The 13,945-nt window shown below is 63.4% G+C and carries 14 protein-coding genes; 1 reads left to right on the forward strand and 13 read right to left on the reverse strand.

Features of this window, described 5'->3' with window-relative positions:
• Positions 1–4: 4 nt before the first annotated feature.
• From rplV to rpsL, 11 genes are all read right to left on the reverse strand, one after another.
• Positions 5–391: a 50S ribosomal protein L22 gene (rplV, locus tag NLM25_RS27490; RefSeq protein WP_008136353.1), complete on the reverse strand. Its 387-nt coding sequence runs from the start codon at positions 389–391 to the stop codon at positions 5–7.
• A gap of 10 nt (positions 392–401) precedes the next feature.
• Complete coding sequence (gene rpsS, locus NLM25_RS27495) at positions 402–680, reverse strand: 30S ribosomal protein S19 (RefSeq protein ID WP_008136357.1); 279 nt, start codon at positions 678–680, stop codon at positions 402–404.
• A gap of 12 nt (positions 681–692) precedes the next feature.
• On the reverse strand, positions 693–1,526 hold the full coding sequence (gene rplB / locus NLM25_RS27500; RefSeq protein ID WP_130212056.1) for a 50S ribosomal protein L2: 834 nt from the start codon (positions 1,524–1,526) through the stop codon (positions 693–695).
• 12 nt (positions 1,527–1,538) lie between these two features.
• Positions 1,539–1,841 carry a 50S ribosomal protein L23 gene (locus NLM25_RS27505; protein WP_008136362.1) on the reverse strand — a complete coding sequence of 101 codons (303 nt, stop codon included), beginning with the start codon at positions 1,839–1,841 and terminating at the stop codon, positions 1,539–1,541.
• Positions 1,838–2,458, reverse strand: coding sequence for a 50S ribosomal protein L4 (rplD, locus tag NLM25_RS27510; RefSeq protein ID WP_011088150.1), 621 nt, complete (start codon positions 2,456–2,458; stop codon positions 1,838–1,840). Before rplD ends, NLM25_RS27505 begins: the two co-directional genes overlap by 4 nt.
• Position 2,459: 1 nt before the next feature.
• Positions 2,460–3,173 carry a 50S ribosomal protein L3 gene (rplC, locus tag NLM25_RS27515; RefSeq protein WP_254120463.1) on the reverse strand — a complete coding sequence of 238 codons (714 nt, stop codon included), beginning with the start codon at positions 3,171–3,173 and terminating at the stop codon, positions 2,460–2,462.
• A 52-nt stretch (positions 3,174–3,225) separates the two neighbouring features.
• The gene (gene rpsJ / locus NLM25_RS27520) at positions 3,226–3,534 is read right to left on the reverse strand and encodes a 30S ribosomal protein S10 (protein ID WP_002712302.1); all 309 of its coding nucleotides are present in this window, start codon (positions 3,532–3,534) and stop codon (positions 3,226–3,228) included.
• A gap of 82 nt (positions 3,535–3,616) precedes the next feature.
• Entirely contained in the window at positions 3,617–4,807 is a 1,191-nt protein-coding gene (gene tuf / locus NLM25_RS27525; protein ID WP_254120464.1) for an elongation factor Tu, read from the reverse strand.
• 40 nt (positions 4,808–4,847) lie between these two features.
• Positions 4,848–6,920 (reverse strand): elongation factor G, encoded by a 2,073-nt coding sequence (gene fusA, locus NLM25_RS27530; RefSeq protein ID WP_018322261.1) that lies wholly within the window; start codon positions 6,918–6,920, stop codon positions 4,848–4,850.
• A gap of 30 nt (positions 6,921–6,950) precedes the next feature.
• Positions 6,951–7,421: a 30S ribosomal protein S7 gene (rpsG, locus tag NLM25_RS27535; protein WP_027520967.1), complete on the reverse strand. Its 471-nt coding sequence runs from the start codon at positions 7,419–7,421 to the stop codon at positions 6,951–6,953.
• Between the two features lie 15 nt (positions 7,422–7,436).
• The gene (rpsL, locus tag NLM25_RS27540; RefSeq protein WP_007603006.1) at positions 7,437–7,808 is read right to left on the reverse strand and encodes a 30S ribosomal protein S12; all 372 of its coding nucleotides are present in this window, start codon (positions 7,806–7,808) and stop codon (positions 7,437–7,439) included.
• Positions 7,809–8,477: 669 nt separating this feature from the next.
• On the opposite strand from rpsL, the gene NLM25_RS27545 reads away from it, so the two are divergent.
• Positions 8,478–9,731, forward strand: a complete 1,254-nt coding sequence (locus NLM25_RS27545) for an NAD(P)/FAD-dependent oxidoreductase (RefSeq protein ID WP_254139072.1) — start codon at positions 8,478–8,480, stop codon at positions 9,729–9,731.
• Here the strand turns inward: NLM25_RS27545 and NLM25_RS27550 are convergent.
• Together NLM25_RS27550 and NLM25_RS27555 are read right to left on the reverse strand one after the other, a co-directional pair.
• The gene (locus NLM25_RS27550) at positions 9,644–11,677 is read right to left on the reverse strand and encodes an ABC transporter ATP-binding protein (protein WP_254139073.1); all 2,034 of its coding nucleotides are present in this window, start codon (positions 11,675–11,677) and stop codon (positions 9,644–9,646) included. The genes NLM25_RS27545 and NLM25_RS27550 overlap by 88 nt on opposite strands.
• A 132-nt stretch (positions 11,678–11,809) precedes the next feature.
• Positions 11,810–13,873, reverse strand: a complete 2,064-nt coding sequence (locus NLM25_RS27555) for an FAD-dependent oxidoreductase (protein WP_254139074.1) — start codon at positions 13,871–13,873, stop codon at positions 11,810–11,812.
• Between the last annotated feature and the right edge of the window lie 72 nt (positions 13,874–13,945).

Below are 13,945 nucleotides of genomic sequence, written 5' to 3' on the forward strand. Positions count from 1 at the left end.
TCCCTTAAGCCGCTGCTTCGGCTTCGACCTGACGAACGATGATCGTCAGCTGCGAAAATGGTTTATAGACACGGCCCGAGCGGCCACGGCCGCGGGCGGCAAAGCGCTTCATCACGAGGCCGTTGCCGACGAAGGCCTGCGCCACGACGAGATCGTCGACGTCGAGGTCGTGGTTGTTCTCGGCATTGGCGATAGCCGATTCCAGGCACTTCTTCACGTCGACCGCGATCCGCTTGCGCGAAAACTGCAGATCGGCGAGCGCAGCAGCTGCCTTCCGGCCGCGAATGAGCTGGGCGACCAGGTTGAGCTTCTGCGGGCTCACCCGCAGCATCCGGGCGACCGCCTTGGCCTCGTTCTCGGCGAGGCTCCGTTCGCGCTTAGGTTTGCTCATCGTTTAATCCTCAAGCCTTCTTGGCTTTCTTGTCGCCGGAGTGGCCATGGAAGGTCCGGGTCGGCGAGAACTCGCCGAACTTGTGACCGACCATTTCCTCGTTGACGGCCACCGGCACGTGCTTCTGACCGTTGTAGACGCCGAAGGTCAGGCCGACGAACTGCGGCAGGATCGTCGAGCGACGGCTCCAGATCTTGATGACGTCGTGACGGCCGGACGCGCGCGCGGCATCTGCCTTCTTGAGCAGAGAACCCTCGACGAACGGGCCTTTCCAGACTGAACGAACCATGTCCGGCGTTCCTTACTTCTTCCGCTTGTGGCGGCTTAGGAGAATGAATTTGTTGGTCGACTTGTTGGTGCGGGTCTTCTTGCCCTTGGTCGGCTTGCCCCACGGGGTGACCGGGTGGCGGCCGCCCGAGGTACGACCTTCACCACCGCCGTGCGGATGGTCGATCGGGTTCATCGAAACACCGCGGTTATGCGGCTTGCGGCCCAGCCAACGGTTGCGGCCGGCCTTGCCGATCGAGGTGTTCATGTGATCCGGGTTCGACACCGCGCCGATCGTGCCGCGGCAACGGCCGTGCACCAGGCGCTGCTCGCCCGAGTTCAGGCGGATGATCACGTAGTCCTGGTCGCGGCCGACGAGCTGAGCGTAGGTGCCGGCGGAACGGGCGAGCTGGCCGCCCTTCCCGATCTTGACCTCGATGTTGTGGATGATCGTGCCGACCGGCATGTTGCCGAGCGGCATGACGTTGCCCGGCTTCACGTCGACATAGTTGCCGGCAACCACGGAATCGCCGACGGCCAAGCGCTGCGGCGCCAGGATATAGGCCTGGGTGCCGTCCTCATACTTGACCAGCGCGATGAACGCGGTGCGGTTCGGATCGTATTCCAGACGCTCGACCGTCGCGGGAGCATCGACCTTGTCGCGCTTGAAGTCGACGGTACGCAGGGTCTTCTTGTGACCGCCGCCACGGAAGCGCACGGTGATGCGGCCGGTGTTGTTGCGACCGCCCGAGGAGTGCTTGCCTTCGGTGAGCGCCTTGACCGGCTTGCCCTTGTAGAGGGCCGAACGATCGACCATGACCAGCTGGCGCTGGCCCGGCGTCGTGGGATTGAATGTCTTCAGTGCCATCGTCGTACGACCTTACAGACCGGTGGTCACGTCGATCCGGTGACCCTCTTCGAGAGTCACGATCGCGCGCTTGGAGTTCGACTGCGAGCCGAGATTGCCGCGGAAGACCTTGGTCTTGCCCTTGCGGACCAGCGTGTTGACGCTCTTGACCTTGACGTCAAACAGCTTCTCGATCGCTTCCTTGATCTGCGGCTTGGTCGCCTTCGCAGCCACCTTGAACAGCACCTTGTTGTGCTCCGAAGCGATCGTCGCCTTTTCGGTCACGACCGGCGACAGGATCACGTCGTAGTGGCGAGGCTCGATGTTCTTCGTCATTTGAAGCGCGCCTCCAGCGCATCGATGGCGGCCTTGGTCAGAACGAGCTTCTGACGGCGCAGGATGTCATAGACGTTGATGCCCTGGATCGGCAGCACGTCCATGTTCGGGATGTTGCGGGCCGCAGCGGCAAAGCCGTTGTTGAGCTCGGCGCCGTCGATGATCAGCGCATTGGTCAAGCCGAGGCCCGAGAAGTGACCGAGCAGCGCCTTGGTCTTGGCGGCTTCCAGCGCGGCCTTGTCGATCACCAGCAGATCGCCGTCCTTGGCCTTGGCCGACAGCGCATGCTTGAGAGCGAGCGCGCGGACCTTCTTCGGCAGGTCGGTGGCGTGCGAACGCACCACCGGGCCGAAGGCACGGCCACCGCCGCGGAACTGCGGCACGCGGGCCGAGCCGTGACGAGCACCGCCGGTGCCCTTCTGCTTGTACATCTTCTTGCCGGTGCGCCAGATCTCGGCGCGGCCCTTGGCCTTGTGGGTGCCGGCCTGACGCTTGTTGAGCTGCCACTGCACGCAACGCGCAATGATGTCCTGGCGCGGCTCGAGGCCGAAAATGGCGTCGGAAAGCTGGACCGAGCCGGCTTCCTTACCTTCGAGGGTCGTGACCTTCAATTCCATCTCACGCCTCCTGCGCAGCCGGAGCGGCGTCCGCTTCGCCAGCAACCTTGAACTTGCCGGGCTTCGGAGCTTCCTTCGGCAGCGGCTTCTTGACGGCGTCGCGCACGCGGATCCAGCCGCCCTTGGAGCCGGGAACGGCGCCTTCGACGAGGATCAGGCCGCGCTCGACATCGAGCTGAACGACTCGAAGGTTGAGCGTGGTGATGCGGTCGACACCCATGTGGCCGGGCATCTTCTTGTTCTTCCAGGTCTTGCCGGGGTCCTGACGGCCGCCGGTCGAACCGATCGAACGGTGCGAGATCGACACACCGTGCGTGGCGCGCAGACCGCCGAAGTTCCAGCGCTTCATGCCGCCGGCGAAGCCCTTACCGACCGAGGTGCCGGTGACGTCGACGAACTGGCCGACGACGAAGTGATCGGCGAGGATCTCGGCGCCAACGGGGATCATGGCATCCGCGGAGACGCGGAATTCCTCGACCCGGCGCTTCGGCTCGACCTTGGCGACCGCGAACTGGCCGCGCTCGGCCTTGGGCATGTAAACGGTCTTGCGGCTGCCAGAACCAAGCTGGAGCGCGACGTAACCGTTCTTCTCTTCGGTGCGGTGGCCTACGACCTGGCAATTGCCGAGCTTCAGCACGGTCACGGGGATATGTTCGCCGGCCTCCGTAAAGACCCGCGTCATCCCGACCTTTTGTGCGATCACTCCGGAGCGCATCGGCTTGCTTCCTGTTCTTTCTGTCCGCTTGCGCGAACGGGATCCAAAAATCTTAGAGCTTGATCTCGACGTCGACACCGGCGGCCAGGTCGAGCTTCATCAAAGCATCGACGGTCTGCGGGGTCGGATCGACGATGTCGAGCAGGCGCTTGTGAGTGCGCATCTCGAACTGCTCGCGGCTCTTCTTGTCGACGTGGGGCGAACGGTTGACGGTGAACTTCTCGATGCGGGTGGGCAGCGGAATGGGTCCGCGGACCTGCGCGCCGGTGCGCTTCGCCGTGTTCACGATCTCGCGGGTCGACGTATCGAGGATACGATGGTCGAACGCCTTGAGACGGATACGAATGTTTTGGCCGTTCATTGCCGTGGTCTCTCTTCAGTGGGTGGCGAATAGCGAATAGCGAATGTCACCATTCGCTACTCGCCGATCCCTATTCTCGTAATTACTCGATGATCGAGGCGACGACGCCGGCGCCGACGGTGCGGCCACCTTCGCGGATCGCGAAGCGGAGCTTCTCTTCCATCGCGATCGGCACGATCAGGTGCACTTCCATCGCGATGTTGTCGCCCGGCATCACCATCTCGGTGCCTTCCGGCAGATGCACGACACCGGTCACGTCGGTGGTGCGGAAGTAGAACTGCGGACGGTAGTTGGTGAAGAACGGGGTGTGGCGACCGCCCTCTTCCTTGGTGAGGATGTAGGCCTCAGCCTTGAACTTGGTGTGCGGCTTGACCGAACCCGGCTTGCACAGCACCTGGCCGCGCTCGACGTCCTCGCGCTTGGTGCCGCGGAGCAGCGCGCCGATGTTGTCGCCGGCCTGGCCCTGATCGAGCAGCTTGCGGAACATTTCGACGCCGGTGACCGTGGTCTTCTGCGTGGCGCGCAGACCGACGATCTCGATTTCCTCGCCGACCTTGACGATGCCGCGCTCGACACGGCCGGTCACGACGGTGCCGCGGCCCGAGATCGAGAACACGTCTTCAACCGGCATCAGGAACGGCTGGTCAACCGGACGCTCCGGCTGCGGGATGTACGAGTCGACGTTCTTCATCAGCTCGATGATGGCCTCGTGGCCGAGCTTCTTGTCGGAATCTTCGAGAGCGGCGAGCGCCGAACCCTTGATGATCGGGATCTTGTCGCCCGGGAAGTCGTACTTCGAGAGCAGCTCGCGGACTTCGAGCTCGACCAGCTCGAGGAGCTCCGGATCGTCGACCATGTCGCACTTGTTGAGGAACACGACGAGCGCGGGCACGCCGACCTGGCGGGCGAGCAGGATGTGCTCGCGGGTCTGCGGCATCGGACCGTCAGCGGCCGACACGACCAGGATCGCACCGTCCATCTGGGCGGCGCCGGTGATCATGTTCTTCACGTAGTCGGCGTGGCCGGGGCAGTCGACGTGGGCGTAGTGGCGGTTCGGCGTCTCGTACTCGACGTGCGCGGTCGAGATGGTGATGCCGCGCGCCTTCTCTTCCGGCGCCTTGTCGATCTGGTCGTACGCGGTGAACGTCGCACCGCCGGCTTCGGCGAGAACCTTGGTGATCGCCGCGGTCAGCGACGTCTTGCCATGGTCGACGTGACCGATGGTGCCGATGTTGCAGTGCGGCTTGTTACGTTCAAACTTTGCTTTGGCCATTTGACTCTCCGTTCAATCGTCAGTTTTCAACCGACGACAATCAGGCAAACTTCTTCTGGACTTCTGCCGACACGTTGGCCGGCGCTTCTGCGTAGTGGTCGAACTGCATGGTGAAGGTCGCGCGCCCCTGGCTCATCGAGCGCAGGTTGTTCACGTAACCGAACATGTTCATGAGCGGCACCATCGCGTTGATGACGTTGGCGTTGCCGCGCATGTCCTGCCCCTGGATCTGACCGCGCCGGGAATTCAGGTCGCCGATGACCGAGCCGGTGTAGTCTTCCGGGGTCACCACTTCGACCTTCATGATCGGCTCGAGCAGGACGGACTTGCCCTTCTGCAGCGCTTCGCGGAATGCCGCGCGCGATGCGATTTCGAAGGCGAGCGCCGACGAGTCGACGTCGTGATACTTGCCATCGACGAGCTGAACCTTGACGTCGACCACGGGGAAGCCCGCGACGACACCAGAGCTCATCACGCTGTTGAGGCCCTTTTCGACGCCGGGGATGTATTCCTTCGGAACCGCACCGCCGACGATCTTGGACTCGAACTCGTAACCCTTGCCGGGCTCGTTCGGCTCGACCACGATCGACACTTCCGCGAACTGACCGGTACCGCCGGTCTGCTTCTTGTGGGTGTACTTGACCTCGGCCTTCTTGGTGACGCGCTCACGGAACGCAACCTGCGGCGCGCCGATGTTGGCGTCGACCTTGTAGGTACGCTTGAGGATGTCGACCTTGATGTCGAGATGGAGTTCGCCCATGCCCTTGAGGATGGTCTGGCCGGACTCCTGGTCGGTCGACACGCGGAAGGACGGATCCTCCGCGGCGAGCTTCGCCAGCGCCACGCCCAGCTTTTCCTGGTCGGCCTTGGACTTCGGCTCGATCGCGATCTCGATGACCGGCTCGGGGAATTCCATCTTCTCCAGGATCACCTGCTTGTCGGGATCGCACAGCGTGTCACCGGTGCGCGCTTCCTTCAGGCCGGCCAGCGCGACGATGTCGCCGGCATAGGCTTCCTTGATGTCCTCGCGGTTGTTCGCATGCATCAGCAGCATGCGCCCGATGCGCTCCTTCTTCTCGCGCGTCGAGTTCACGACGCCGGTGCCGCTCTGCAGGACGCCGGAGTAGATGCGGCAGAAGGTGATGGTGCCGACGAACGGGTCGTCCATGATCTTGAACGCGAGCAGCGCGAGCGGCTCCTTGTCGTCGGCCTTGCGCACGACCTCGTTGCCACGGTCGTCGGTGCCCTTGATCGCGGGCACGTCGATCGGCGACGGCAGATAGTCGACGACGGCATCGAGCAGCGGCTGCACGCCCTTGTTCTTGAACGCCGAGCCGCACAGCACGGGATAGAACGCGCCGGTCAGCACCGCCTTGCGGATCAGCCGCTTCAGCGTCTCTTCGTCCGGCTCCTTGCCGTCGAGATAGGCGGCCATGGCGTCGTCGTCGAGCTCGACGGCGGCTTCCACCATCTTCTCGCGATATTCCTTGGCCTGCTCGACTAGATCTTCCGGGATGTCGACATAGTCGAACTTCGCGCCGAGCGATTCATCGTTCCAGATGATGCCCTGCATCTTCACGAGGTCGACGAGACCCTTGAAGTTGTTCTCGGCACCGATCGGAAGCTGGATCGCGATCGGCTTGGCGCCGAGGCGGTCGACGATGTCGGCCAGACACTTGAAGAAGTCGGCGCCTGTCTTGTCCATCTTGTTGGCGAAGACGATGCGCGGAACCTTGTACTTGTCGCCCTGGCGCCAGACGGTCTCGGTCTGGGGCTCGACGCCCTGGTTCGAGTCGAGCACGCAGACGGCGCCGTCGAGCACGCGCAGCGAACGCTCGACTTCGATGGTGAAGTCGACGTGGCCGGGAGTGTCGATGATGTTCAGGCGCTTGCCGGCCCAGAACGCGGTGGTCGCAGCCGAGGTGATCGTGATGCCACGCTCCTGCTCCTGCTCCATCCAGTCCATCGTCGCGGCACCTTCGTGCACTTCGCCGATCTTGTGGCTCTTGCCGGTGTAATAGAGGATGCGCTCGGTGGTCGTGGTCTTGCCGGCATCGATATGCGCCATGATACCGAAATTGCGGTAGTTCTCTATGGCATGAACGCGAGGCATGGGCTGTTCCTTAGATTCCGTGTGTCGCCGTTACCAGCGATAGTGCGAGAAGGCGCGGTTGGCTTCGGCCATCCGGTGCACATCTTCACGCTTCTTGACGGCGTTGCCGCGGTTGTTCGAGGCATCCAGCAGTTCGGCCGAGAGCCGCTCGGTCATCGTCTTCTCGTTGCGCTCGCGCGCGGCCGAGATCAGCCAGCGGATACCCAGCGCCTGACGGCGGGTCGAACGAACTTCGACCGGAACCTGGTAGGTCGCGCCGCCGACGCGGCGGGAGCGCACTTCGATCGTCGGCATGACGTTCTCGAGCGCCTGCTCGAATACGCCGAGCGGGTTCTGCTTGGTCTTGGTTTCGATGATGCCAAACGCACCGTAGACGATGCCTTCGGCGACCGACTTCTTGCCGGCGTACATCACCGAGTTCATGAACTTCGTGACGATGATGTTCCCGAACTTCGGATCGGGAAGGACTTCGCGCTTTTCCGCTGAGTGGCGACGAGACATTGAGCTGGTTCCCGCTTACTTCGGACGCTTCGCGCCGTACTTCGAACGACGCTGCTTACGGTTCTTGACGCCCTGGGTATCCAGAACGCCGCGGAGGATGTGATAGCGCACGCCGGGCAAGTCCTTGACGCGGCCGCCGCGGATCATGACCACCGAGTGCTCCTGAAGGTTATGGCCTTCACCCGGGATGTAGCCGATCACCTCGAAGCCGTTGGTCAGGCGCACCTTGGCAACCTTACGAAGCGCCGAGTTCGGCTTCTTCGGGGTCGTGGTGTAGACGCGGGTGCAAACACCACGCTTCTGCGGCGACTGCTGCAGCGCCGGCACCTTCTTGCGCGACTTCTGCACTTCACGCGGTTGAGCGATCAGCTGGTTGATCGTCGGCATCCTGGCCTTACCCTTTGTTCTGTCGCGGGCCCTTCCGGGTCCGCTGTCTTGCCGCGGCCCGTTGCCGGGACCGCAAATTCTTTCGAGCAACCCGCCCGACGGGGTGCCTCGCACGGAACAATCCGCACAAAGCGAAATTGCGCCAACCACTCCATCAACGAGCGGAAAGCGCTTCGACGCCACAGAGGACCGCAGTATCGAGACCGATCAGCGTAAAGCCGCGGCCCGCGCACCGAGGTCATGCATCCGAATTCGACCTCAAGAGAACGGGCTCAAGAGACCTAAAATCGCACTGGCATTGCCTAGCTATGATCGACAGCGTTTGAGCGGCATTCGTCGAGGTTGGTGCCCGTCCTGGTGACCCCAATGGGATCAAACGGGTGGCCCGTTCCGACGCTGGCGATGCTCACCGCCTGTCGTTAAGTGAGGCGCTTTCTATAAGTGAGAATCGGTCAAGTCAAGGCGAAACGACAGTCAGAAAGCGCTTGTGGCATCTGCCGAAATCGCTGTTTGCCCGCTCTCCCCGCGCCCCTCGGATATGGGGATGGGACCTTGGTTCCGCTAGCCCAGGGACGATTATACCCGGGCGAAATATACTTTTATGACTCCTGCTAAGGCTTTTTTTCCTGTTGATGCGTCAATCTGCCGCCTTCGGCAGAGAATTGCGTCATGCGGTACACCGACATCGCCATTATCGGCGGAGGATTATCCGGGTCGGCCGCCGCCGCAATGCTCGGCCGCGCCGGCATTTCGACGGTGCTGATCGATCCGCATGAGAGCTATCCGGCGGACTTTCGGGTCGAAAAACTCAGCGGCCACGTGCAGGTCGAGCGATTCCTGAAGACCGGAATCGGAGAATCGGTGCTCCGCCGCGCGACCTTTGCCGGCGAGAACTGGATCGCCCGCTTCGGCCATTTGCTCGACAAGGCGCCGAGCCGGCAGTTCAACATGCTCTACGATTCCCTCGTCAACGCCATCCGCGACGAAATCCCTGCCGGCGTCGAGCGCATCTGTGCCAAGGCGGTTTCGCTCGAGACCAGCCCGGAGCGGCAAAAGATCACGCTCTCCAACGACGAGACGATCTCGGCCCGACTCGTCGTGCTCGCCAACGGCCTGAATGTCGGCCTGCGCCACCAGCTGGGAATCGCGCGAAGAGTCGTCAGCGCCTGCCATTCGATCTCGATCGGGTTCGACGTGGTGCCGGCGGGGCGGAGCTCGTTCGACTTCCCGGCGTTGACCTATTTCTCGGAACGGCCGAGCGACCGCATCCCCTACATCACGCTGTTTCCGGTCGGCACGCGGATGCGCGCCAATCTGTTCGTCTATCGCAGCTTCGACGATCCCTGGCTGCGCGAGCTGCGCCGCGCACCTAGCGAGACGCTGAACGCCGCCCTGCCCCGGCTCAAGCGCATCACCGGCGCCTTCGACATCCCCGGCGAGATCAAGATCCGCCCGGTCGATCTCTACGAGAATGACGCAGGCGGCCAGCCCGGCCTCGTGCTGGTGGGCGACGCCTTCGCGACGTCCTGCCCCGCCGCCGGCACCGGCTGCGACAAGGTCTTCACCGACGTCGAGCGGTTGTGCAACGTCTACATCCCTGACTGGCTCGCCTCCGACGGAATGGACGCGGCCAAGATCGCCGCGTTCTACGCCGACCCGGTCAAGCGGGCCTGCGACGAATGGTCGGCGGCGAAGGCGTTCGACTTCCGCTCGGTCTCGATTGCGACGAGCCCCTACTGGGCGGCGCAGCGCTGGGCGCGCTTCTTTGCCTGGTCGGTTCAGGGGCTATTGCGGCCGCTGGGAGGAGCCTTCGATCTGGAGCCGAACTTCCTCGGTCATTCCTCCTCGTCGTCTTCGTCCTCATCATCCTCGTCGAGGTCGTCCTCATCCTCGTCGTCATCGTCGCTGTCGTCATCGGCCTGAGCCACGGCGCCGTGCGGCTGGTGGATCTGGTCGTTCCAGAGCTTGCGATAGGTGCCGTTCTTGGCGAGCAGCTCGGCATGCGAGCCGCGCTCGATCGCCCTGCCCCCTGAGATCACGATGATCTCATCCATCTCGACCACCGAGGTCAGGCGATGGGTCGACCAGATCATGGTACGCCCCTTCGCGACCTTCAGCAGCGTGCGATTGATTGCGGCTTCCGTGGTCTGGTCGAGCGCCGAGGTGGCTTCGTCCAGCAGCAGCACGGACGGGTTACGGATGATGGCGCGCGCGATCGCGATGCGCTGGCGCTGGCCGCCCGACAGGGTGTCGCCGCGCTCGCCGACCGGCGTGTCGTATCGCTGCGGCAGGCTCATGATGTAGCGGTGGATCTCGGCCTTCTTGGCGGCGTCCTCCACCTCCTCGTCGGTCGCGCCTTCCTTGCCGAGCCGGATGTTCTCGCGGATCGACATGTTGAAGAGCATGTTTTCCTGGAACACCACCGCCATGCTCCGGCGCAGCGAATCCAGCGTCACCTTGCGGACGTCGACGCCGTCGATGGTGACGCGCCCCTCGTCTGGCACGTAGAGCCGCAGAATCAGATTCAGCAGCGTGCTCTTGCCGGAGCCCGAGGGTCCGACGATGGCGATGCGCTTGCCGACATTGAGCTTGAGGCTGAGATTGTCCAGCACCGGCGTCTGGCTGCCTTCGTATTGGAACGTTACGTGGTCGAAGGTGATGTCGTTGGTGATGCGCGGCAGATCGGGCGCGCCGGGACGATCGGCGCCGCGCGTCGGCTCGTCCAGCAGCTCCTGCATGTGGCGGATCGCGGCGGCCGAGGAGATCGACACCGGGATGAAGTGCATCACGTGGGCGATGTTGTAGGAGACCTCCCAGAACGCGCTCTCGAAGGTGACGAAGGTGCCGATGGTGATCTGGCCCTTGGTCGCGAGATAAGCGCCGATCGCGAGCACGACGAGGTGCAGCAGCAGAACCGAAATGGTGACCGTCCGCTCCACCATGGTCGACAGGAACGCGGCCGAGGCGATCTTGTTGCGCGTCTCGTCGTTGCGGAAGCGGAAGAACCCGAACATCTTGCGCTGCAGGCTGAACGCCTTGATCACGGCCTGCGCCGCCACGTTCTCCTGCACCATGCCGAGCAGCGCGCTCTCGTTCTGCTTCTGCTCGTAATTGGCCTGCACCGCCTTCGGGGTGAGGATGCGCGGGCCGATCAGCGTGATCGGGAACACCAGCAGCGCGACCGCGGCGAGCTGCCAGTTCAGGAACACCATCAGGATGATACCGGCGATCAGTTCCAGGAACGGCAGCGCTGCGCTGTTCGCGAAGGTCTTGACCGAGCCCTCGAAGGCCGAAAGATCGACGGAAAAGCGCGACAGGATCTCACCGCGCTTGGTGCGGCCGAAATAGGCCGCCGGCAGGTCCTGGACATGCTCGAACAGGCGCTTGCGGACGTCGGAGATGATGCAGGCGGCCAGCCGCGCGTCCCAGCGCTCGTACCAGACCGCGACGATCGAGGTGAAGATGCCGGCGACCGCGAGCACGCCGAGGATCTTGTAGAGCGCCTGGAAATCCTCCTCGCCGAGCGCGTCGTCGATCAGGTACTTCAGACTGAGCGGCATGATGACGTTGAACAGCGTCTCGACGAAGACGCCGAACGCCACGAATGACAGCATCCGCTTGTAGTTGGACAGGAAGGGCTTGACGAAACCGAGGATGGTCGCGAGCGCGCCGGCGGCCTCGCGCGCCGTAAAGACGACGAGGTCCTCGTCCTCATCGTCGTCGTCGAGCTCCAGCTCGTCATCCTCCTCGTCTTCGTCGTCCTCGTCGTCTTCGAGGTCCGGCTTGGCGGGGACGAGCTTGTCGTCGAGCTCGGCCGCCTCTTCCACGGCGAGCTTCTGTTTGTCGGGCGGGAGGGGCTTGGACGCCATGAAACCAACCGATGCTGACGGCCGGCATGACCGCGGAGAAAGCAGGACATAGCGGTAGCCGCTATCGCACCGATTCTATGCGATCATGATGAATTCGGCAAAGCAATTGGCTAGGCCGGGCCGGGCCGGCCTCTAGTCGTCGTCCTCGTCCTCGACCTTGTCGAAGAAGGAATAGCGCAAGGAATCCGCGTCGGCGTACCACTGGCCCGGGCCCTTGTTGGCGGCAAGCGTCGCCTCCCAGAGCGCATCGGCGCAGTCCTTGCGATGCATCGACAGGTCGAAGCCGTTGCCGAAGAACAGCTCGGACCATTCCCACCAGGTGCCGAGCTTCTTGACGCCGCGCAAGAGGTCGTAGCGGTCGATCACCACCGAAGCCATGTCCGAGGTGATCGAGCCGAACACGAGGCCGGTCCTGACCACACGGTTGAGCTCGCGGATCGCGCGGACCACCTGCTTCGGGGAAACATGGCAGAGGCTGGTCTCGAACACGAAGTCGAAGGCGCCGTCCTTGAACGGCATGTCGGTGATCGAGCCGAGCTTGTTGTATTTCTTCAGCGCCTTCGGCGTCCTGGCGTGGATGGCGCGGTTGTTCTCGATGCCCCAAGCATCGATGCCGCGATCGCGCAGCGCGCCGACCAGCTCGCCGCTGGCGGAGCCCGCGACCAGCAGCTTGGCGCCCTTGGCCTTGCCCCAGACGATGCCGATCAGCTTGCCGAGATAATCGGGATCGGTGAAGTGCCGCCACGCCTCGCTGTAAGGACCGAGGCCGCGATAGTTCTCGAAATAGTCGCGGTCGATCTTGTCCGAGACCGGCTGGCCCTCTTCCTGGGCACGTTCGCGGCGCAGGCGCATCATCTCGGTCAGGATGATGTCGGTCGCAGCGTCCGAGGAATCGAGCAGGCCGTTCAGCGTGGAGTCGAACAGATAGTCGCCGACCACGACGATGCCGGGGTGCTCCTTCGGCTCCGGCCGGTGGTTGGTCATGACGTCGCGCACGGGCAAACCGCCCGGGATCGCGTTCACCGACGACAGCCAGCGGTGGATCTTGCCTTCCACGAAATGCGAACGCGCATCGCCGAGCGAGGCCGGCAGCGATTTCAGCGCGGCATCGATCAGTTCCTGGTCCGACAGATTGGCGAAGGCCAGCGCGTCGGAGCCCGGGATCAGCCAGTTCAGCACGCCGTGCTTGCCGACGTCGTGGCGCGCGCCCTCGTTGTAGACACAGCAGCCGCCGAAGGCTTCCGACATGAACCAGGCGCCGGGAATCTTCTCGCCCCAGAACGGCGTGTCGAACAGGATCGAGACGCGCAGATAGTGCGCGGGACGATCGAAGTACGAGACGTGCTTGACCATCGACTTGCGCAGCTGCTCGCCTTCCCAGCCGACGGTGGCGAGCCAGGAATGCGGCAGGCAGACCAGCACGAGGTCGAAGTCGCGCGTCTCCGGCCCCTTGCCGTTCATCATCTTCAGCTGGTAGCGGCCGGTCGGCGCCTTGCCGACGGTGAGCACGCGATGGTTGAGCTGGATGTCGGCATTGACCTCCGACTGCAGGCACTCGATCAGTTGCTCATTGCCGTTCTGGATTGAATAGAGGCCGATATAGCCGTCGACATCCATCAGATAGTTCTTGAGCGCGTTGAGCCCGTTGGTGTTGTGGCTTTCGGTCGCGATGTCGGAGCGCGCCATCACCTTGAAGAAACGCTTTGCGGTTTCGTCCTCGACCTCCTCGTCGAGCACCTGCTCGGCGGTCTTGTAGGCCCAGGGATTCTCGTTGTCGTGCGCGCCGACGCCCTCGTAATATTCGATCGGCGACATCGCCTCGGCACAGCGCTTGCGGAATGCCTCGATCGCCGCCGCAGTCTTGTCGCCGTATTTGCGGCGCATGCCCGGCACGTCGTTGAGGAGCTCGCCGCCGAACTGCACCTGCTCGGCGTCCATCGGAATGGTCTGAAGTCCGAAATGCTGGATCAGCTCGCGCAGCGGATCGGGACCCGTCATCGAGTAGTCGTAGATCTCCGCAACGCCGGCCTCGTACATCGCCGGCGCGGAATCGAATTTGCGCGTGACGATCTTGCCGCCGAGCCGGTCAGAGGCCTCATAGATGGTGACGCGGCAGAGATCACCGAGCTTACGCTTCAGGTACCAGGCGCTCATCAGCCCGCCGGGGCCGCCGCCTACGATTGCGAGATCAAGCATGTGAGTTCCGTGGTCTCCGGCCCTGCCCCCGTCACGGGACCACCGGTCTAAGTTCCCTTAGCAGAAGCGCTT

The sequence above is a fragment of the Bradyrhizobium sp. CCGB01 genome (assembly GCF_024199795.1).
Lineage (GTDB): Bacteria > Pseudomonadota > Alphaproteobacteria > Rhizobiales > Xanthobacteraceae > Bradyrhizobium.

What these genes read in the sequence shown, in the direction of transcription:
- rplV (WP_008136353.1), bottom strand. Translation starts at nt 391, where the DNA reads ATGAGCAAACCTAAGCGCGAACGGAGCCTCGCCGAGAACGAGGCCAAG.
- rpsS (WP_008136357.1), bottom strand. Translation starts at nt 680, where the DNA reads ATGGTTCGTTCAGTCTGGAAAGGCCCGTTCGTCGAGGGTTCTCTGCTC.
- rplB (WP_130212056.1), bottom strand. Translation starts at nt 1,526, where the DNA reads ATGGCACTGAAGACATTCAATCCCACGACGCCGGGCCAGCGCCAGCTG.
- NLM25_RS27505 (WP_008136362.1), bottom strand. Translation starts at nt 1,841, where the DNA reads ATGACGAAGAACATCGAGCCTCGCCACTACGACGTGATCCTGTCGCCG.
- rplD (WP_011088150.1), bottom strand. Translation starts at nt 2,458, where the DNA reads ATGGAATTGAAGGTCACGACCCTCGAAGGTAAGGAAGCCGGCTCGGTC.
- rplC (WP_254120463.1), bottom strand. Translation starts at nt 3,173, where the DNA reads ATGCGCTCCGGAGTGATCGCACAAAAGGTCGGGATGACGCGGGTCTTT.
- rpsJ (WP_002712302.1), bottom strand. Translation starts at nt 3,534, where the DNA reads ATGAACGGCCAAAACATTCGTATCCGTCTCAAGGCGTTCGACCATCGT.
- tuf (WP_254120464.1), bottom strand. Translation starts at nt 4,807, where the DNA reads ATGGCCAAAGCAAAGTTTGAACGTAACAAGCCGCACTGCAACATCGGC.
- fusA (WP_018322261.1), bottom strand. Translation starts at nt 6,920, where the DNA reads ATGCCTCGCGTTCATGCCATAGAGAACTACCGCAATTTCGGTATCATG.
- rpsG (WP_027520967.1), bottom strand. Translation starts at nt 7,421, where the DNA reads ATGTCTCGTCGCCACTCAGCGGAAAAGCGCGAAGTCCTTCCCGATCCG.
- rpsL (WP_007603006.1), bottom strand. Translation starts at nt 7,808, where the DNA reads ATGCCGACGATCAACCAGCTGATCGCTCAACCGCGTGAAGTGCAGAAG.
- NLM25_RS27545 (WP_254139072.1), top strand. Translation starts at nt 8,478, where the DNA reads ATGCGGTACACCGACATCGCCATTATCGGCGGAGGATTATCCGGGTCG.
- NLM25_RS27550 (WP_254139073.1), bottom strand. Translation starts at nt 11,677, where the DNA reads ATGGCGTCCAAGCCCCTCCCGCCCGACAAACAGAAGCTCGCCGTGGAA.
- NLM25_RS27555 (WP_254139074.1), bottom strand. Translation starts at nt 13,873, where the DNA reads ATGCTTGATCTCGCAATCGTAGGCGGCGGCCCCGGCGGGCTGATGAGC.